This window comes from Absicoccus sp. (assembly GCF_034090965.1).
GTDB lineage: Bacteria > Bacillota_I > Bacilli_A > Erysipelotrichales > Erysipelotrichaceae > Absicoccus > Absicoccus intestinalis.
This window is the reverse complement of record NZ_JAXDRQ010000056.1, coordinates 83,932-103,872: the sequence shown is the minus strand read 5'-3', so window position 1 is coordinate 103,872 and position 19,941 is coordinate 83,932. Positions and strand designations below refer to the sequence as shown.

26 protein-coding genes are annotated in these 19,941 nt (G+C 38.3%); 23 read left to right on the top strand and 3 right to left on the bottom strand.

What is annotated here, in order from left to right:
• Positions 1-9: 9 nt before the first annotated feature.
• The 3 genes from SOS22_RS08325 to SOS22_RS08315 all read left to right on the top strand — a co-directional run bounded on the left by SOS22_RS08325 (position 10) and on the right by SOS22_RS08315 (position 1,520).
• Positions 10-123 carry a peptide deformylase gene (locus tag SOS22_RS08325; protein ID WP_320596911.1) on the top strand — a complete coding sequence of 38 codons (114 nt, stop codon included), beginning with the start codon at positions 10-12 and terminating at the stop codon, positions 121-123.
• 72 nt (positions 124-195) lie between these two features.
• A complete protein-coding gene (efp, locus tag SOS22_RS08320) occupies positions 196-753 on the top strand; it encodes an elongation factor P (protein ID WP_320325354.1) in 558 nt (185 codons plus the stop codon).
• Positions 754-773: 20 nt separating this feature from the next.
• Complete coding sequence (locus SOS22_RS08315) at positions 774-1,520, top strand: SDR family NAD(P)-dependent oxidoreductase (RefSeq protein ID WP_320325353.1); 747 nt, start codon at positions 774-776, stop codon at positions 1,518-1,520.
• A 14-nt stretch (positions 1,521-1,534) separates the two neighbouring features.
• Here SOS22_RS08315 and SOS22_RS08310 read toward each other — a convergent pair whose 3' ends face one another.
• Positions 1,535-2,803: a methionine gamma-lyase family protein gene (locus SOS22_RS08310; protein WP_320596909.1), complete on the bottom strand. Its 1,269-nt coding sequence runs from the start codon at positions 2,801-2,803 to the stop codon at positions 1,535-1,537.
• A gap of 103 nt (positions 2,804-2,906) precedes the next feature.
• Between SOS22_RS08310 and SOS22_RS08305 the strand changes: the two genes are divergently transcribed.
• Complete coding sequence (locus SOS22_RS08305; protein WP_320325351.1) at positions 2,907-3,497, top strand: HD domain-containing protein; 591 nt, start codon at positions 2,907-2,909, stop codon at positions 3,495-3,497.
• A 24-nt stretch (positions 3,498-3,521) separates the two neighbouring features.
• On the opposite strand, the gene SOS22_RS08300 is transcribed toward SOS22_RS08305, so the two are convergent.
• A complete protein-coding gene (locus tag SOS22_RS08300; RefSeq protein ID WP_320596908.1) occupies positions 3,522-4,022 on the bottom strand; it encodes a hypothetical protein in 501 nt (166 codons plus the stop codon).
• Between the two features lie 192 nt (positions 4,023-4,214).
• Here SOS22_RS08300 and SOS22_RS08295 point away from each other — a divergent pair, with 192 nt between their 5' ends.
• Genes SOS22_RS08295 through SOS22_RS08255 form a run of 9 tightly spaced genes read left to right on the top strand, consistent with a single transcriptional unit; the run spans position 4,215 to position 10,475 of the window.
• Entirely contained in the window at positions 4,215-4,760 is a 546-nt protein-coding gene (locus SOS22_RS08295; protein ID WP_320325349.1) for a glutathione peroxidase, read from the top strand.
• Positions 4,761-5,195: a MarR family transcriptional regulator gene (locus SOS22_RS08290; RefSeq protein WP_320596907.1), complete on the top strand. Its 435-nt coding sequence runs from the start codon at positions 4,761-4,763 to the stop codon at positions 5,193-5,195.
• Positions 5,182-6,294 (top strand): cation diffusion facilitator family transporter, encoded by a 1,113-nt coding sequence (locus tag SOS22_RS08285; RefSeq protein ID WP_320596906.1) that lies wholly within the window; start codon positions 5,182-5,184, stop codon positions 6,292-6,294. The genes SOS22_RS08290 and SOS22_RS08285 overlap by 14 nt, the downstream gene beginning before the upstream one ends.
• 14 nt (positions 6,295-6,308) lie before the next feature.
• Positions 6,309-6,698 (top strand): flavodoxin family protein, encoded by a 390-nt coding sequence (locus SOS22_RS08280; protein WP_320596905.1) that lies wholly within the window; start codon positions 6,309-6,311, stop codon positions 6,696-6,698.
• Positions 6,695-7,186, top strand: a complete 492-nt coding sequence (locus SOS22_RS08275) for a GNAT family N-acetyltransferase (RefSeq protein ID WP_320596904.1) — start codon at positions 6,695-6,697, stop codon at positions 7,184-7,186. The genes SOS22_RS08280 and SOS22_RS08275 overlap by 4 nt, the downstream gene beginning before the upstream one ends.
• Before the next feature lie 39 nt (positions 7,187-7,225).
• The gene (gpmA, locus tag SOS22_RS08270; protein ID WP_414144428.1) at positions 7,226-7,975 is read left to right on the top strand and encodes a 2,3-diphosphoglycerate-dependent phosphoglycerate mutase; all 750 of its coding nucleotides are present in this window, start codon (positions 7,226-7,228) and stop codon (positions 7,973-7,975) included.
• Positions 7,976-7,992: 17 nt separating this feature from the next.
• Complete coding sequence (locus SOS22_RS08265) at positions 7,993-8,556, top strand: hypothetical protein (RefSeq protein WP_320325343.1); 564 nt, start codon at positions 7,993-7,995, stop codon at positions 8,554-8,556.
• Between the two features lie 28 nt (positions 8,557-8,584).
• Positions 8,585-9,358 (top strand): DUF2971 domain-containing protein, encoded by a 774-nt coding sequence (locus SOS22_RS08260; protein ID WP_320325342.1) that lies wholly within the window; start codon positions 8,585-8,587, stop codon positions 9,356-9,358.
• Between the two features lies 1 nt (position 9,359).
• The gene (locus tag SOS22_RS08255) at positions 9,360-10,475 is read left to right on the top strand and encodes a diaminopropionate ammonia-lyase (protein ID WP_320596902.1); all 1,116 of its coding nucleotides are present in this window, start codon (positions 9,360-9,362) and stop codon (positions 10,473-10,475) included.
• Here SOS22_RS08255 and SOS22_RS08250 read toward each other — a convergent pair.
• Complete coding sequence (locus SOS22_RS08250) at positions 10,464-10,901, bottom strand: hypothetical protein (RefSeq protein WP_320325340.1); 438 nt, start codon at positions 10,899-10,901, stop codon at positions 10,464-10,466. The two genes, SOS22_RS08255 and SOS22_RS08250, sit on opposite strands and share 12 nt — an antisense overlap.
• 126 nt (positions 10,902-11,027) lie before the next feature.
• Here SOS22_RS08250 and SOS22_RS08245 point away from each other — a divergent pair, with 126 nt between their 5' ends.
• From SOS22_RS08245 to SOS22_RS08200, 10 genes are all read left to right on the top strand, one after another.
• Positions 11,028-11,636 carry a 4Fe-4S binding protein gene (locus tag SOS22_RS08245; RefSeq protein ID WP_320325339.1) on the top strand — a complete coding sequence of 203 codons (609 nt, stop codon included), beginning with the start codon at positions 11,028-11,030 and terminating at the stop codon, positions 11,634-11,636.
• 2 nt (positions 11,637-11,638) lie between these two features.
• A complete protein-coding gene (locus SOS22_RS08240; RefSeq protein ID WP_320596901.1) occupies positions 11,639-13,144 on the top strand; it encodes a glycine betaine ABC transporter substrate-binding protein in 1,506 nt (501 codons plus the stop codon).
• Complete coding sequence (locus SOS22_RS08235; protein ID WP_320325337.1) at positions 13,141-13,902, top strand: ABC transporter ATP-binding protein; 762 nt, start codon at positions 13,141-13,143, stop codon at positions 13,900-13,902. Before SOS22_RS08240 ends, SOS22_RS08235 begins: the two co-directional genes overlap by 4 nt.
• A gap of 13 nt (positions 13,903-13,915) precedes the next feature.
• Complete coding sequence (locus SOS22_RS08230; RefSeq protein ID WP_320596900.1) at positions 13,916-14,359, top strand: Rrf2 family transcriptional regulator; 444 nt, start codon at positions 13,916-13,918, stop codon at positions 14,357-14,359.
• Between the two features lie 51 nt (positions 14,360-14,410).
• Positions 14,411-14,908 carry a phosphohydrolase gene (locus SOS22_RS08225; protein WP_320325335.1) on the top strand — a complete coding sequence of 166 codons (498 nt, stop codon included), beginning with the start codon at positions 14,411-14,413 and terminating at the stop codon, positions 14,906-14,908.
• Entirely contained in the window at positions 14,908-15,807 is a 900-nt protein-coding gene (locus SOS22_RS08220) for a hypothetical protein (protein WP_320596899.1), read from the top strand. Before SOS22_RS08225 ends, SOS22_RS08220 begins: the two co-directional genes overlap by 1 nt.
• 106 nt (positions 15,808-15,913) lie before the next feature.
• Positions 15,914-17,269, top strand: coding sequence for an aspartate aminotransferase family protein (locus tag SOS22_RS08215; protein WP_320596898.1), 1,356 nt, complete (start codon positions 15,914-15,916; stop codon positions 17,267-17,269).
• Entirely contained in the window at positions 17,250-17,804 is a 555-nt protein-coding gene (locus SOS22_RS08210; RefSeq protein WP_320325332.1) for a helix-turn-helix domain-containing protein, read from the top strand. The genes SOS22_RS08215 and SOS22_RS08210 overlap by 20 nt, the downstream gene beginning before the upstream one ends.
• Before the next feature lie 246 nt (positions 17,805-18,050).
• Positions 18,051-19,280 carry an aspartate aminotransferase family protein gene (locus SOS22_RS08205; RefSeq protein WP_320325331.1) on the top strand — a complete coding sequence of 410 codons (1,230 nt, stop codon included), beginning with the start codon at positions 18,051-18,053 and terminating at the stop codon, positions 19,278-19,280.
• Positions 19,281-19,325: 45 nt separating this feature from the next.
• Complete coding sequence (locus SOS22_RS08200) at positions 19,326-19,940, top strand: AAA family ATPase (RefSeq protein ID WP_320325330.1); 615 nt, start codon at positions 19,326-19,328, stop codon at positions 19,938-19,940.
• The last annotated feature ends 1 nt before the right edge of the window (position 19,941 follow it).

Below are 19,941 nucleotides of genomic sequence, written 5' to 3'. Positions count from 1 at the left end.
TACCAAACGATTGAAGTAGAGTATCAAGATTTTTCTTTTCATAAAAAGAGACAAGTATTTCATGGATGGACCGCTCAAATTATTCAGCATGAAATCGATCATTTGGATGGCATTTTGATTTGATTTCCATCTTCTCATTGAATATCCATGACTTCCTTGGTAAAATAGTTTGGTAAAAGGTAAAGGTGAGTAAGTATGGCAATTGAAGCTGGAGATTTTAAAACAGGATTAACAGTTATGGTAGATGGCGATCCTTGGCAAGTATTAGATTTTATGCATGTAAAGCCAGGTAAAGGAGCTGCCATTTTAAAAACAAAGATGAAGAACTTAAAAACGGGTTCTACGCAAGAAAGAAATTTCAACGCGAATACAAAATTCGAAGCAGCAATCATTGAGAAAAAAGAAGCCCAATATTCTTATGAATCGGGTGGTGTTTATTATTTCATGGATAATGAAACATACGATATGTATGAATTGGATGAAGCACAAGTTGGTTTCAATAAAAACTTCTTGACCGAAGGCATGAATGTTGGTTTAGTTTTCTTTGAAGGAGAATGCTTGACTCTGTCCCTTCCTGGCAAAGTAGAAGTGACCATTGTGGAAACAACACCAGCTATCAAAGGTGCTCCATCGACGCAATCGAAAGATGCAGTGACAGACACAGGTTTAACAATTCGCGTTCCTCAATTTATTGCGCAAGGCGAAAAAGTTTTGGTGAATACCGAAGATGGCAAGTATGCAGGAAGAGCTTAGAGATAAGCTCTTTTTTCAATATGAATCAAGTTGTACTAATTACGGGATCATCCAAGGGTATTGGCAAAGCGATTGCGTTTGAATTGGCTCAAGCTGGATATGCGATCGTGATCAATTATCGTTCTTCTCAAACAGAAGCAAAAGAAGTACAAGATCAAATCCAAGATTTGTATGGTGTTCCTTGTTTGTGTATACAAGCGGATGTATCCAAAGAAGACGAAGTTGACCAAATGGTGACGTTGATCGAATCGAAACTAGGCGGTGTAGATGTTCTCATCAATAATGCAGGGATTGATTTATCCAATCTCTTTCATTTAAAAACAGCCGATGAATTTCGCAAAACGTTAGACGTCAATGTAGTTGGAGCTTATAATTGTGCGAAACGAGTCTATCCTCATATGTTGAAACAAGAATATGGACGTATCATCAATATTTCTTCTACGAATGGAATGAATACGTATTATCCAATGAGCATTGATTATGATACATCCAAAGCTGCATTAAATGCTCTGACTCATGATCTAGCCGTTCAATTTGCACCCTATGTTCATGTGAATGCGATTGCACCTGGATTCATAGGTACAGAAAGCGAATTGGAGGGATATGATGCTGATTTTCTTCAATCGGAATGCGAAAAGATTTTGGTCAAACGCTATGGAAAACCAGAAGAAGTTGCCCATCTTGTCAAGTTTTTGATCAGTGACCAAGCTGATTATATCAACAATTCCATCCTTCGCATCGATGGTGGACAAATGGGAAGTATATAAAAATCCAGTGGATATCAGTTTCCACTGGATTTTGTTTTTTGAATATTCGTTAGGGCAAGGAGAATGGATAATTTTCCATATTCAAAGGATAATCCACCTTGCATATATAAAGTGTAAGGCGGAACGACAGGGGCATCGGCACTTAATTCAATGGTGGAACCATTGGTAAAGCTACCACTAGCCATGACCTCATCAAAAGGATATCCAGCCATAGGGGCGGGCATGATCCGAACATAAGAATCGATGGGTGAAGCCGATTGAATACCTTGAGTAAATTGCACCAAATCATCAACACTCCCCAATTCAACCGTTTGAATGATGTCCGTACGCTTCTCCTGCCATGTTGGTGAAACATTTGTATAGCCTAATTTTTCCAACATATATGCAGCAAAGACTTGAGTTTTTAAAGCATTTCGAACGGCTGTCGGTGCCATAAAGATGCCTTTGAAAAAAGCGTTGTTTTGATTGAAATTGGCACCTAGATTTTTGCCAATACCAGGAGCCGTGAGTCGATCGGCAACCATTTGGATCAAATCTTTTCTTCCAGCAATATAACCACCGCTCGAAGCAACACCACCACCTAGATTTTTCATTAAAGAACCAACGACAACATCAGCCCCGATATGACCGGGTTCCAGGGTTTCTACTAATTCACCGTAGCAATTATCAATCATGATGATCACATCTTGATTGACACGGCGAATGGCTTGGATCACATGAGCCATTTGATCGATCGATAAAGAATGTCGAGAAGAATAACCGCGAGAACGTTGGATTTCTACTAATTTTACATCTTTTTTTTGCAGGCGATGGACGATTTTTTCTTCATCAAAAGTATTATTGACCAGATCAATTTGTTCATATTTTACCCCATAGGCTTTTAGAGATTGTGTAGAATCCCCAATCAAACCAACCATTTCTTGCAACGAATCATAGGGTTTTCCCGATAAGGAAATCATGGTTTCGCCATGTTTTAGTAAAGCCGAAAACGTTAAATATAAGGCATTGGTGCCGCTCATGATCTGAGGACGGACCAAGCTATCTTCACATCCTAATACATTCGCAAAAATTCGTTCTAGTTTGTTTCTACCTTCATCAAATTCACCATATCCATTCATTTCCGCAAAATCGGTATAGGATACCTGATTTTCGATAAAAGCCGATAAAACACGATCTGAGTTTTTTAAACAGATCTCATCCATTTGTGCATATATTTCCTTACAATCTATCTCTGCTTGTTTACCAAGTTCTAATAAATTAGGATCAATTTGTTGAATGATCATAAATATCTCCTTTTGTCATGCTTACTTATTATGGACTATCTGCTCTAAAAATTCGAGCAGTTTTTCGATAATGCACTATAATACAAGCAAAGGATGTGAAAAAATGGAAGAACGACTTCAGAAACAACTTGCGTTTGCCTTAGAAATTGATAAAGAAAAAAATATCTTTCGACAAACGCATTTAACCAATCATGGACGACGTGAAAACGATGCAGAACATGCTTGGCATATGGCAATCATGGCCTATATCTTGAAAGAATATGCGAATGAACCGATTGATATTTGTAAAGTCATGATCATGAGCTTGATCCATGATATTGTAGAAATCGATGCGGGTGATACCTATGCCTATGACAAAGCGGGTCTTGCCACTCAAAAAGCACGAGAAAATGCTGCCAAAGAGCGTATTTATGCGTTATTGCCCAAGGATCAAAAAGAAGAGATGATCGCCATCTTTGATGAATTCGAAGCCAATGAAACGGCAGAAGCACGATTTGCACATGCCATGGATAATTTGCAACCGCTGCTTTTGAACAACAGCAATCATGGTGGAGATTGGAAAGAACACCATGTGCATGCTAGCCAAGTTTATGGCAGACAAGTAAAAACCAAAATGGGATCCGAAAGACTGTATGAAGTGATTGATGATATCTTACAAGATAATATCAAAAAAGGAAATTTGATCAAAGATTAAAAAAATATGCGAGTGCATATTTTTTTAATGGGAATAGATCTTGTTGAAAAACCAATGTGTAAATGGAGCGGCCGCAAACATGTTCCAGAAAAAAGCCATAGGAAAGTTTTTGAGTACCGTTCCGACCCAGATAGCAGGTAAGTTATAGATGGCTTGATGGGCTAAGATCACATTGAATAGGATCGAAGCAACCATGCTCATGCTTGGGCACATGATCGCTACGGTTCCAGCTTGTCGCATCAATTGACAAAAATAAGGATTATCCTTTTGTGAATCCACAACTTTTTGGGCAAAGTTGGCACCAAAGCGATTTCCCCATAAATTGGAAATGATAAAGACAAAGACGCCCATATAAAGGGCTTCCAATAATGCTTGTAGAAAAACGTGGTTTGTCATGGTACTAAATCCACCAAGACGTAGGGTAAATCCGTCTTTGATGGCGGTGTTGTAGACTTCCATACCATAAGCCATGGCATAGGACATGATCAAACCAAAAATGATTCCTTGTTTCTTTGTTTTTGGCATACGATTCTCCCTCCTTAAAATAAAAAAGGCAACATGGAGATGTCTACCAACATCCATGCTACCCGCTGGATCAAACTATTTTTCTGTCCGAGTTGCATTTTATAAAAATTAAAAATTTATTTCAAAGAGATTTGACAAAATAAAAATATTGTATAAAATACAATTGTATAAAATATAAAAAGGAGAAGGCGTATGACTAATTTTTATGATTATAGCGTAACCAATCGTAACCATGAAGAAATTTCGATGAAAGACTATCAAGGGAAAGTTGTTTTAGTTGTTAATACCGCAACTGGTTGTGGTTTTACTCCACAATATAAAGATTTAGAATCCATGTATGAACAATTTCATGATCAAGGATTTGAAATTATCGATATTCCATGTAACCAATTTGCAGGGCAAACACCAGGAACGGATGATGAAGTTCATCAATTTTGTACATTGAAATACAATACCCAATTTGATCAAATGACCAAAAGCGATGTGAATGGTGAAAACGAATTGCCATTGTATACCTATTTAAAAGCACAACAAGGCTTTAAAGGATTTGGCAAAGGTCCGAAAGCATTGGCCATGTCAGCCATGTTAAAAAAGATCGATAAAGATTATAAAAACAATCCAGATATTAAATGGAATTTTACGAAATTTTTGGTTGATCGAATGGGAAATGTAGTTGCACGTTTTGAACCAACAGAAAATATGGAAACAGTGAAACAAGCTGTTCAGGAATTGATTTAAATGGATGCATTAAAATTAGAAAATCAATTGTGTTTTCCATTGTATGCAGCAGCTCGTAAAGTCGTAGGCGCATATACCCCGTATTTAAAACCATTGGGTATTACGTATACGCAATATATTACTTTTATGGTTCTATGGGAACAAGACGGCATTCCGGTAGGCGATATTGGTGATCGTTTATTTTTAGACAATGGCACATTGACGCCATTATTAAAGAAAATGGAAAAACAAGGATGGATCGAACGAAAACGCAATCCCCAAGATGAGCGACAAGTTTTGATCTATCTAACCGATAAAGGAAAAGCAATGAAAGACCAAGTCAAAGAAGTTCCTTTGAAAATTGGTTCTTGTATTCCATTAGAAAGAAAGCAAGCCAAAGAACTTTATGATTTATTATATACAATACTAGAAGGGGATCTTTATGAATCAAAGTAGACAAAAAAAGATTATTCAAACCAGTATCATCGGGATTATCACAAATATTGCGTTGGCCATTTTTAAAGCCATTGTTGGATTGATTTCCGGATCCATCGCTATCACATTGGATGCGGTCAATAACTTAAGTGATGCCTTGAGCAGTTTGATCACGATCATTGGCACAAAGTTAGCAGGTAAGGAACCGGATAAAAAACATCCCTTGGGATATGGACGCATTGAATACTTAAGTGCTTCGATTATCTCTGTTATCGTTTTATATGCTGGCATTACTTCTCTACAAGAATCCATCAAAAAAATTGTGCATCCGGAAACCGCGACCTATTCCATTGTGACTTTGCTCATTATTTTTGTGGCCATCATTGTAAAGATTGTTTTGGGATCGTATGTTAAAAAGGTTGGTCAAACCGAAGATTCCGATGCTTTGGTTGCTTCTGGTCAGGATGCTTTGAATGATTCCATCGTTTCTACTTCTACCTTGGTTGCAGCTATCCTATATCTTTTCTGCCATATCAGTATCGAAGCCTGGTTGGGTCTGATCATTGCGTTTGTGATCATTAAGTCCGGTTTTGAAATGTTGCGAGATACGATCAGTGAAATATTAGGAGAACGAATCGATGCAGATATTACGCAAAAAGTGAAAGCCAGCATTGAGACCTTTGATCGAGTGCAAGGTGCCTATGATTTGATCATTCATAATTATGGACCCGATCGTTTGATAGGTTCGGTACATATTGAAGTACCATCCAATATGACGGCCAAAGAACTCGATACATTAGAGCGTCATATTGCCGAAAAAACATACAAAGATACAGGTGTCACCTTGACTGGTATCTCGATTTATGCGCAAAATGTCAATGATGAATCATCCGCGATCATTGAAGCGGATATCCGTAAGATGGTCATGAGCCATCCACATGTTCTGCAAATGCACGGTTTTTATTTGGATAATGGCAAACGACAAATTCGTTTTGATATCATTATTGATTTTGATGTCGAAGATCGTCATGCACTTTATCAAGAAATTGTGAATGAAGTAAAAAGAAAGTATCCGATTTACTCTTTCTATGTACAATTGGATGCCGATATTTCCGATTAAAGGAGGATTTAGATATGAATGCAGTTCGATATTATTCTCGTTCCGGTAACACGAAATTAGTGGCTGATGCCATAGCACAAGCGATTGGTACGACCGCCATTTCGGTTGATCAGGCCGATGCCAAAATCACCCAATCCATTGATACGTTATTTGTGGGTGGGGCATTATATGCCTATGGATCAGATAAACATTTAAAAAAATATTTAAATGAGCTCGATGCAAAAAACGTGAAGAAAGCCGTTTTATTTTCAACTTCTTGGATCTCGAAACATAGCTTGGATCTGATGCGCAAACAACTAGAAGAAAAAGGAATTAAAGTGGTACCAGAGACGTTCTATGTTAAAAATAAAGCCAGCCAAGCTCAATTGGAACAAGCAAAGGAATTTGCGAAACAATGTCTATGAGCATTCGACATGTAACGATGGCCGATCTAGATGCGATTGCATCAATAGAATCGGCTTGTTTTCCTCAAGCAGAAGCAGCAACCAAAGACGAATTTGTGAAACGAATTCAATATTATGGGAATCATTTCTGGTTGTTGATCGATGAAAATCAAATTGTTTCCTTTGTGGATGGGTTTGTGACCAACCAAAAAGATCTATGTGATGTCATGTATGAAGTAGCCAGTATGCATGATGAAGCCGGACTATGGCAAATGATCTTTGGTTTGAATACATTGCCTTCCTATCGAAACAAAGGGTGTGCTACACATTTAATGGAACAAGTGATTCGTGATGCCAAAAGTCAAAATAGAAAAGGACTTGTATTAACTTGTAAAGATGCATTGGTATCTTATTATGCGAAATTTGGTTTCAGGGATGAAGGAATCAGTGATAAGAGTGTCCATGGTGGTGTATGTTGGCATCAAATGCGATTGACATTTAGAGAATAAAGGATATACTGAAGTTAGTTTATGCTAACTAGGAGATATATGAATATGAAATTAGTATTAGTACGTCATGGCGAAAGTGAATGGAACAAAGCCAATCTTTTTACGGGATGGACTGATGTCGATTTGAGTGAAAAAGGACATCAAGAAGCCATTCAAGCTGGCCAGACATTGAAACAAGAAGGTTATGATTTTGATGTATGTTATACATCCTATCTAAAACGAGCCATCCATACGTTGAATCACATTTTGGATGAAATGGATCGCAATTGGTTGCCTGTTTATAAGAGCTGGCATTTAAATGAACGTCATTATGGAGCGCTACAAGGCTTAAATAAAGCCGATACAGCTGCTAAATATGGGGAAGATCAAGTAAAGAGCTGGCGTCGTTCTTTTGATGTAAAGCCACCCCTATTGGAAGTTGAAGATGATCGGAATCCTGCCAATCAAGCGATGTATCGCAATGTGGATGCCAAAGCATTGCCTTTGGCAGAAAGCTTAGAAACCACGATCGATCGTGTCATTCCTTATTTTGAAGCCAACATAAAAAAAGATATGGAAGCCGGAAAACGCGTGTTGATTGCCGCCCATGGCAATTCGATCCGGGCTTTGGTCAAATATTTTGAAAAGATGGATAAGGAAGCCATCGTTGGTGTCAACATTCCAACGGGTATCCCTTTGGTGTATGAATTTGACGAAGCATTTCAAGTGAAAGATCACTACTATTTAGGTGATGCTGAAACGATCCAAGCCAAAATGAAGGCGGTCGCAAATCAAGGAAAAGCAAAATAGAAACGAAAGGAGTCGCTATGGAAGAAATTCAAATCAAAGAGGGAACGTTCTACCAGACGACTCTCGCAAAAGTGCATACGTTGATCCTGATTGACAAAGGAAAATGGACATCCGCTGCGATTCGGTGGGCTCATCGTAATCACTGTCATGTTTTTGTCGCCCCTGCCCATGCGGATATCACCGCTTTTGGTCGAATCATTAGCTTTTTACATTCCCAAGGCATTCGTAAGATTGGCCTACTCGAACTGGGCGAACGTTCACACATCGCTTTGGCGGTAGCGGCAACCTATCCACAAGTCACATTGACCATCGTGACCAATCCCGATATCACCAAGGTAGATATCTCATCGATTCGAGGATTCTTGATGTGTTTTGGGACAATGGATGATCTTGTTTTACAACAAATACAAAAAGCGAGTACGTGTGTATATATGCCATTTCAATATGATCAAAAAAAGAATCAACTTCTACCACGATCGATGTTGCCAATTGGCTATCATTTGGGTATACACGGTAAAGCCCGTCAAGCAATCGATGAGCATATGCAAAATATTGTAAAGATTTGGGTAAATCAGCGATGATTTATCCATTTTTTATTATAATAGTGTTATGGAACTTAAAATTAAACACATCCCAAAGAAAGACAATTTATATCATTACACAAAATGCAGCAGCTTAAAGAGCATTTTGGCAACCAAAATTCTATATGCAACCAAAAGTAGTTTTCTCAATGACACCAATGAAATGGATTATATTACACATGTGACCAAAGAAGTCATTGATGAATTACCCGATTCGAGTCTACAAGAATTGTTATTATCCGAAGTCGTGAATACGATTGAAGAATCCAAACGACATGATACATTTGTTTGTTCTTTTTCTACCGATAAAGATAGTATTACGCTTTGGTCCGAATTCGGTGACAATACCGGTTATAATGTCGCTTTTCGAGCCGATGAATTGCTGAGCCAGATCCAAAAGAAACAAGACATATTTTATCATGGCCACGTCATTTATACGCGAGAAGTGCAAAAACATTTGATTGAAGAATTGTTTGCCAATGTAAAAAAAGACGACGATTTTACTTTGTTGAAACGAAAATTAAATACGTATGCACTTTTCTTTAAACAAGAAGAATTTGCGGCAGAAAAAGAATATCGAATCGTTTTCCGAAATCCGCATAAACAAAAAATATTATTTCGTGAAAAAGAAGGCTTTTTATTGCCTTATATCGAGATTCAGTTAGATACTTTACCGATTGATTGTGTGACCGTGGCTCCCAAAAATCATGTGGACCTCGCAAAAAAAGGCATGGCTCAATATTTAGAATCACTGGGCTATGACGTGGATGTTGATTTATCCAAATTAAAATTGAGGTATTAACATGCAGCAATTTATCAATACAAATAGAAAAGAAATTCCACCAACATTTTCTCAAGATGCCATTTTCTTTCATCGACAACTACCCAATTACATCCCTACACCATTGGTGGATTGGCAAGTTTATGCAAGTCAACATCATTTGAAAAATCTCTTTATTAAAGATGAATCCCAACGATTGGGCTTAAAAAGCTTTAAGGGATTGGGCGCTAGTTATGCGATGTTTCGTATTTTATGCGAACGAAATCATTTGGATCCACAAACTACATCATTGGCAAAACTGCGGACAATGGATCATTCGAAGGTGACCTTTGTGTGTGCAAGCCATGGAAATCAAGGAGTTGCCATCGCTTGGGCAACTTCATTATTTGGCTGTTCGTCCTATCTTTTGATGCCAAAAGGATCCAGCAAGATCTATCAAAACCAGATAAAAAGAAAGAATGTACAAGTGGTGATAACCGATGGTTCCTATGATCAAGCCATCCAAAAAGCAAGGGCATGGGCCAAAGATAACGATGGGATCTTGCTACAAGATATAGCTTGGGATGGGTACACCAAAATTCCAACTTGGATCATTGAAGGATATCTGACCATGGCCAAAGAGATCCAACAACAAATTTCTACGACACCTACACATATTTTCTTACAAGCGGGAACCGGTGCCATGGCCGGTGGCATGATCGATGCTTTTCATCACATGTATCCTAAGGCCCAATTGATTATTGTACAGCCCATAAGCTCACCTTGTTTATATGTTTCTATGGAACAAACAAAAAGATCATCGGTAGTATGTCAACCGACGATCATGACGCATCTCAATCGAGGTATCCCTTGTTTGATCACGTGGCCCATCATCCAAAAACAAGTAAATTGTATTTGTATATGTGAAGATGATGCAGCCATTCGGGGCATGCATGTGTTGAAAACCAATGATATCATTTCGGGTCCATCCGGCGCTTTGACCATGGGATTGGTGGATCAAATCGTAAAAAGTGATGCATTGCGAAATCAATTTCAAATTCAACAAGATGCTTCGATCCTTTTAATCAATACGGAAGGGGATACCGACCCTTTCTTGTATCAAAGCATGGTCGGGGAAGATCGGTGTCTAATTATATAGTTTTTCTTGAATGGCTTTTAAGTCTTCTACAAACATCGACCATCCTTGGTATTTCACGAGATGGTGCATCAAATCACTATTGGCGATGGTTTCATACCACATCTCAATGGTTGATTCATTTAAGTCCGGATCCACACCGTGGATCTTGGTTTTTTGTTTGTCAATTTTTTTGGAGTAGTCATCGATCAATTGATCAATTTGTTCTTTTTTGTCAATTTTCTTTAATCCCTTTAAACATAATTCTTGCGCTTCCATCTCATAGGTATTCCAAGAAATCAATGTGGCATAGAAAGGGATATCTTTAAATTTTTCTTTTTCAATCAACTTATTCAATTTTTTTTGATAGTCTTGAATCAATTTCTTTTTTTGTTTGATAGCCGACTTATAGTAGGCAATATAGGTCTCGATCTCTCTCTTTGTTTTCATGGCTTTACTATATCATCCATTCCAAGAAAATCGGGTTTCTTTACAAAGATTTTAAATGTAATAATAATATTGACGATATAAATGAAATAATATATATTACAAATGTAGAAATCAGGAGGAAACCATATGAATGCACAAGCATGTCTACAAATGTTAAGAATGATCAAAGATGTATCTTTTGCATCGGTTGATAAAGAAGGAATGCCGCATAATCGTATGATTGATGTGATGTTAATTGAAGATAAAAAGTTGTATTTTTGTACAGCACGCGGAAAGGATTTTTATGATCAAATTACCCAGAATCCACATATTGCGATAACCGGTTTGAATACTGATTTTCAAATGATTCGCTTACATGGAAAAGTCAAACAATTAAACAATCCGAAAGTTTGGATCGATCGTATTTTTGAAGCCAATCCAGTCATGAATGATGTCTATCCAGGAGATTCTCGTTATATTTTGGAACCTTTTGTGGTGGATAATGGCCAAATCGAATTTTTTGATCTCGGAAAACATCCAATTGATCGTCAAAGTTTTCGTTTGGATCAAGAAGTTGTCCAACAACATGGTTTTCTGATTTCCGATGCTTGTATTGGTTGTAGGACATGCATGCGAAATTGTCCGCAACAATGCATTCAATCGGGAACTCCCTATTTCATTGAACAAGATCACTGTCTGCATTGTGGTTTGTGCTATGAAAATTGTCCAGTACATGCCATCGATCGTAGAGGTTGATCATGATTTCCTTATTGATTAATCGATGGGATTTCTTTTCCGGATTATTGATGGAACACATTGAAATTTCTTTGATTGCGATCTTGATTGCGATTGTTTTTGGTGGTCTAGTAGGTATCTTGATCAGTGAATTTCAAAAGAGTGCCAAACCGACATTGAATACGATCAATTTTCTTTATACGATTCCATCCATTTCGATGTTGGGTTTTTTGATTCCATTTTCAGGTATTGGCAATGCTACCGCTATCATCGCTTTGACAATTTATGCTTTGTTGCCCATGGTTCGCAATACCTATACAGGTCTTACAACCATTGATCCGATTCTTATCCAAGCCGCCACCGGTATGGGTTCGACACGGTTTCAAACCTTATGGAAAGTAAAGCTTCCCTTAGCGATGCCAGTCATTTTATCAGGTATTCGAAATATGGTCACGATGACCATTGCTCTGGGAGGTATTGCTTCTTTTATTGGTGCTGGAGGATTGGGAGTTGCCATTTATCGAGGTATTACCACAAATAACGCAGCAATGACCTTAGCAGGGAGCTTGTTGATTGCCGGATTGGCCTTGTTGGCGGATGGTATTTTATCCATCGTTGAAAAACGATGGAAACAACATAAGAAAAATAAACCGATGTGGATCACGGTTTTCGTAGTTTGTGGTATATTTATTACCAATTTGTTTGTTCCTTTTCAACAAGACACCATTCATATTGCGACAAAACCAATGACGGAAGAATATATCATCGGTGAAATGTTGAAAATCTTGATTGAAGAAGATACAAATTTGAAAGTGGAAATCACACAGGGAGTAGGTGGCGGAACATCCAATATCCAACCCGGTATGGAAAAAGGCGACTTTGATTTGTATCCAGAATATACCGGTACCGCTTGGAATATGGTGCTAAAAAGGAAGGGAACGTATTCAGAGAAGTTATTCTACCAATTGGAACAGGCCTATGACAAAAAATATGATATGTCTTGGGTTGGTATGTATGGGTTTAATAATACCTTTGGTTTGGTTGTTCGAAAAGAGATTGCCAAACAATATGGTCTGCATACATATTCTGATCTAGCGAAGGTATCGGATCAATTGATCTTTGGTGCTGAATATGATTTCTTTGAACGTGAAGATGGCTATGATGCATTGTGTAAGACCTATGGTTTCCATTTTGCTTCTACAAAAGATATGGATATTGGCTTAAAGTATCAAGCTATCAATGACAAACAAATCGATGTGATGAATATTTTTACAACGGATGGGCAGCTTTCAAAAGCTGATGTGGTCGTATTAAAAGACGATAAACATTTTTATCCTTCCTATCAATGCGGAAATGTTGTCCGCAATGAAGTTTTACGGAAACACCCTGAATTGCGTCATGTTCTGAAAAAATTAAATAACACGATCAGTGATACTGACATGGCAAAAATGAATGATCAAGTAGAAACACAAAAGAAAGAACCGAAAGCAGTAGCCAAGGCATTTCTAGAAAGGGAACATATCCAATGAATCCAGTAATTGAAATGAAGCATGTCAAAAAAATGTATGATCAAAATCGGATCATTGATGATTTAAATGTATCGATCAATCAAAGTGAATTTGTGACCATCGTCGGTTTATCAGGATGTGGTAAAACAACGCTGTTAAAAATGGTCAATGGCTTGATTTTGCCTACTTCTGGTGATATTTTTGTGAATGGAAAAAATATTAAAGATGTTGATTTGATTCAATTACGTCGTCATATTGGATATGCGATCCAAGGGAGTGTTTTATTTCCACATATGACGGTGCGAGAAAATATTGCGTATGTACCGAGCCTGAAAAATAAAAGGAATAAACAAGCAACCAAAGATGCTGTACAAAAATCGATGGATATCGTGGGGTTGGATAAATCGATGATGGATCGTTATCCCTATGAATTATCGGGTGGTCAGCAACAGCGTGTCGGCATTGCCCGAGCCCTGGCAGCGAGTCCAGATATTCTATTGATGGATGAACCATTTGGCGCTGTGGATGCGATCACGCGTTCACAACTACAAAAGGAAATCAAACAAATCCATCAGAAGACGGGGATCACGATTTTATTTGTGACCCATGATATTGAGGAAGCATTGCTATTGGGCACAAAAGTGTTGGTCATGGATCATGGAAAAATCATTCAATTTGATCGTCCCCAGGAATTGATCGATCATCCAGCAAATGATTTTGTGGCTACTTTGGTTGATCGACAGCGATATCCTATGTTGCATTCAGATCAAAACATATAAAAGGAGAACAAACATGCAAATCACAAGTAAGTTTACGATTGCGATACATATTTTAGCGGCTATTGATACATTTCATGGAAGTGTACCTGTAAATAGTAGCTTTTTAGCCAAAAGTATCGGGGCTAATCCTGTGATCGTGCGTGGTGTGATGTCCAATCTGAAAAAAGCGGGTATCATCATGAGCCATCGTGGCAAGAATGATGTCACCATTGAAAAACCGCTGGATCAAGTGACTTTTTTTGATATTTATACAGCTGTAAATGCCGGTGAAAAAGAAATCTTTCATTTCCATGAAAATCCCAATCCAGAATGTCTGGTAGGACGAAATATCCATAAGGTCTTAGATGGACAATTGATACAAATACAAAAAGATTTTGAGAAGGAGTTAAGATCCTATAAAGTATCGGATGTGATTCAAAATTTACATCAGGTTTTAGATCAAGAAAAACAAGCATAGCCCTTTCAATCCAGTGTTGTTGAAATAGATCGATACAGGTATAATAAATATATGAATGTAGCAGAAATTTTTGAAAAAATGATCAATTATTCGGATCATAATTTACATGATATTGCCCATTTGACAAAGGTTTGGGCCTATGCCAAAACCATTGGAGAATTGGAAAATTTGGATGAAGATACACAATTTATTGTAGAAGTAGCGTCCATCGTCCACGATATTGCTTGTCCTCTATGTCGTGAGAAATATGGGAATACAGCCGGTACGTATCAAGAAAAAGAAGGTATGCCACTCACCTATGAATTTTTACAAGATACGGGCTGCACTAAGGAACAAGTAGAGCGTATTGTATATTTAGTTGGACATCATCATACATTTACACATATTGATGGCTTGGATTATCAGATTCTTGTCGAAGCTGATTTTTTGGTGAATGCGGATGAGAGCCACTATGATGCGCAGACTCGTAAAGCTTTTTATCAAAAGGTTTTCCGAACAAGAGCGGGAAAGCAATTATTCAAGGATATGTATGAAATCGAGGATCAATGATGTCAAGAGATACGGAGGCAGCAATACGCGCACTGAATGCATGGTTAGACCAGCACGAAGATGAAATCAAAGATGACGATGTAGATGAATTGTTACAACAATTTTTGGAAGAATATAATGCGGGCGAATATGAACAAGATAAGGACCAAGCCTATGATCTATTTGATCAAGCCATGGAACAGGAAAACGCTCAAGAAGCAAAAAAACTGCTTCAACAAGCCATCGAATTGAATCCTGATTTATTAGATGCGAAAACCGAATTGGTTTCGCTTCAGTATGATGATCCCATTGACCGGATTCATCAATGGACCAATCTCTTAAATGAAGAAAAAGAAAAGTTGAAAGCCAATGGTTATTTTGATGAAGAAAATCAGGACGAATTTTGGATGATTTTTGAAACACGTCCATATATGCGTACTTTATATACGTTGGCAAGACAATATTTAGATATGCATTCGTATACGATGGCGATTGGTATTTTACAAGATTTGATAGAACTGGATGAAAACGATCATCTAGGTGCTCGATTTGATCTGGCTGGATGTTATATGATGATGGAAGATACGGAAGATTTAGACCATTTGATTGATCTGTATGATGCATCCGAAAATGTAGCTATGCTCTTTTTTGAAGCGATTACGGCATATCGTGTTGGCAATTACCATCAAGCACGTAAATACATCTTAGAATTGGATGATAAGATTCCTGAGTTTGAAAATTTTGTGTCGGGTGATTTGGAGGAAGACGACATCGATCTACAGAGTGGGATGTATCAACCCGGAACAATCGAAGAAGTGATGTTCAACATGATGCCATTTATTAATGTTTTGGAAAATGAGCCATTGATTCTTTTTATGAATCAATGTTTGGCGAAAGTCGATGATTCCCCGCTAAATTAACTTGTAAAAATGTCAGTTTTGTATATAATAGTAAACAAATAAATGCATGCCAAAGAGGGTATATGGTTTTTCCATATGCTCTTTTTTGCGTTTGAGGAGGTAGTATATGTTAAAAGATGCTTTACCAGAAATCAAAACAGAGACATTGCCTGGTCCCAAAGCACAAGCTATCCTGAATCGTCGTCATAAAATAGTTCCAAATGCGATTGGGTGTGTGTATCCATGTGTTATTTCTCGCGGGCAAGGTGCTATGATCGAAGATGTAGATGGCAATCGCTTCTTAGATTGGGTTGGTGGTGTTGGTGTTTTAAATATAGGTTATTCCCAACCTGAAGTCGTAGAAGCCGTAAAAAATCAAGCCGATCAATATTTTCACTCGATGATGAATGTCACCACGCATGAAGGCTATATATCTTTAGCTGAAAAACTATGTGAAATTGCCCCTGTCAAAGGGAAAGAAAAAAAAGCATTCTTTGCGAATTCAGGAGCGGAGGCCGATGAAAATGCGGTTAAAATTGCGAAGGCATTCACCAAACGTCCCAATGTGATCGTCTTTTCTGGGGCTTTTCATGGTCGTACTTTGATGACCATGGCCATGACATCAAAAAAAGCCTATGCGGTTGATATGGGCCCTTTCCCAGATGGGGTATATCGTGCCAAATTCCCTTATTATTATCGTTGTCCTGAAGGTATGCCGGAAGAAGATTTATTAGATTATTATATTGATTCGATCAAAGAAGTGTTTGAAGAATGCGGAGCAGCCAATACGATTGCGGCCATGGTCGTTGAACCCCTGCAAGGAGAGGGTGGCTTTATTCCAGCGCCATTGGAATGGATCCAAGCTGTTCGTCGCATTTGTGATGAAAATGGTATCTTATTGGTAGCGGACGAAGTTCAATCTGGTTTTTGCCGTACGGGAAAGATGTTTGCGAGTGAATATTGGCAAGAAGTCGGTGTACAACCGGATATTATTGCGAGTTCAAAATCAATTGCGGGTGGGGTACCCCTTTCAGCCATTATTGCTCGAAAAGAAATTATGGATGCACCAGCCCCAGGCACAATTGGTGGAACTTTTTGTGGAAATGCGTTGGCTTGTGCCGCTGCTCTAAAAGTTATCGAAGTAATGGAACGTGATCATTTAGCGGATCGTTCTCTGAAAATAGGTCAAAAAGTAGTGGATCGTTATCATCAAATGCAGAAAAAATATCCTTGCGTGGGTGATGTGCGTGGTCTTGGTGGAATGGTTGGGATTGAATTTGTGAAAGATGGAAAAGAGCCAGATCCGGAATTGACAAAAACAATCATTCAGTATTGTGCCTATCATGGCTTGTTAGTGGACGGAGCAGGCACGTATAATAATGTCATTCGTTTCTTGGCGCCATTGGTCATGACTGATGCGCAACTGGAAGCCGGACTCGATATTATGGAGCAAGCCATTGTCTATGGATTACATCAGTCATAATATATCAACCAATTTAAAGCGCATTCGACAAGCACGAAATTTGAGCCTAGATGTGATTGCCGAACAAACCGGTGTAAGCAAGAGCATGCTTTCGCAGATTGAACGGGGCAGTGCCAATCCCTCGATTGGTGTCTTAGCTAAAATTACCAGTGGCATGCGCATTGAATTTGAGGATTTGATTCGTACACCCGCTTATGATACCTTCCTCGTGCATGTGAAAGATACAGTGCCAACCAAGGACGTTGATGGACAATACAAAGTTTGGACGTGTTTTCCATTTCAGGATAATCATCAGATGGAAATATATCGAATCGAAATCTTACCAGGGAATTGTTATGAAGCGGGTAGTCATGGCACACATACCAGAGAATATATTACAATGTTGGAAGGTAATCTGGAAATCAAGGTAGGTGGGAAGGCGTATCAAATGTGTAAGGGTGACGTATTCCGTTTTGAATCGGATCAGTTTCATATCTATACGAACATAGGCAAAGATACATGTGTATTTATGTCGTTCTTTGCAGACTATTCATAAATGCAGGAAATGTTATATTTCCTGTTTTTTTATGGCCGGATCTTTAAAATGATCCAGTATACGCTAATTTTTGTGTACAATATATTGTTTGAAAATGAATGAAAAATTGTAAAAAAATTACTGAAAATGGGTATTGAAAATGAAAAAAGCTTATGCTAAAGTATGGTTGTACAAAATAAAAGACAAAGCAAAGGCGCTATTCATTTGGATGGATAGCGCTTTTTTGCTGCTTAGGAGGAGCAAACAATGAAACTGAAAGACACTGGACTCACATTTGAAGACATTAAGGCAAAGGTCAACAAGTACATGATCGAAACGTATGAACGTTTTGATTTCTTAGCAGAAACCGCCAAAGATCAGTACATGTATGATGAAAATGGGACACCATACTTAGACTTCTATGCCGGTATCGCAGTAAACTCGGCTGGTAACTGTAATGAAAAAGTTGTGGCTGCTATTCAAGATCAATGTAAAGATATCATGCAGACATTTAACTATCCGTATACGATTCCTCAAGCTTTATTAGCCGAAAAAGTTTGTGAAACCATTGGTATGGATAAGATTTTCTTCCAAAACTCAGGTACGGAAGCCAATGAAGCCATGATCAAGATGGCTCGTAAATATGGAATCGAACATTATGGACCGAACCGTTATCATATCGTAACCGCCAAAAATGGTTTCCATGGTCGTACATTTGGTGCCATGTCCGCGACGGGACAACCTGGTAATGGATGTCAAGTTGGATTTGGACCAATGACCTATGGATTCTCTTATGCTCCATATAATGATTTGGATGCATTCAAGGATGCATGCAACGAAAATACCATTGCCATCATGGTTGAACCGGTTCAAGGTGAAGGTGGCGTACATCCAGCAACCAAAGAGTTCTTGACGGGATTGCGAGAATTCTGTGATGAAAAGGGCATGTTGTTGTTGATCGATGAAGTGCAAACCGGATGGTGTCGTACGGGAGCCGTGATGTCTTATATGAATTATGGTGTGAAACCCGATATCGTATCGATGGCTAAAGCCTTAGGTGGTGGCATGCCAATTGGTGCCATTTGTGCTACCGAAGAAGTGTCTACTGCATTTGATATGGGTTCGCATGGAACGACATTTGGTGGACATCCCGTATGTTGTGCCGCAGCCTTAGCGGAAGTCAATGAATTGTTAGATCGTGACTTAGCAGGTAATGCTAAGAAGATGGGAGATTATATCTGTGCTAAATTAGAAAAATTACCACATGTCGTAGAAGTTAGACATCAAGGACTATTGATTGGTGTTGAATTTGATGAAACCATCAATAGTACGGATTTGAAACATGAATGTTTACATCGTCATTTATTGACAACGGCCATTGGCCAACATATTCTTCGATTGATTCCACCACTAATCATCGATGAAAAAGATTGCGACAAAGCTGTCGAGATCATCAAAGAGAGTGTTATCGCTTTAGGCAAAGGAGCCGCTGATTAATTTCAGCGTTCCTTTGCGTCTTTTTTTTAAGAAAGGTGGAATTCTATGGAAAAAAATATCATTATTACGGTTGGTTGTGAGTATGGCTCTGGCGGACCGGAAATCGGTGAAATAATCAGTAAGGATTTTGGGATTGCTTATTATGATCGATCAATCATCGATAAGATCATTGAAGAAACCGGGATGTCTACTACATTAGTAGAGGCGGCCGAAACTGGACAAGAAGTAAAAGGTCGAAGTCGAGAATTAGAATCTTCAGCCAGTCCTACAAAGTATCAAGTTCTGACAGATCGTGTGGTTTATATTCAAACGCAGATCATCAAGAAACTTGCCGATCGTGGGCCTTGTGTATTTGTCGGTCGATGTGCTGACTATGTCTTAAAAGATCGTGAAAATGTATTAAATGTATTTGTATATGCACCTTATGATGTCCGTTTGAAAAAAGTGATCGATACATTGCATATATCCCAAGAAGCCGCCGAATATCGTGTAAAAACACAAGGTAAACAATTACATGCACGCTATGAACAAATGACGGGAACCTATCGTGGGGATCGTCACAATCGACATTTATTGATTGACAGTTCCGTACTTGGTATTGAAGAGACGGCAAAATTTATTGAAGAATTTGCCAATCGAGTGTTAGAAAAGAGGGATTGAT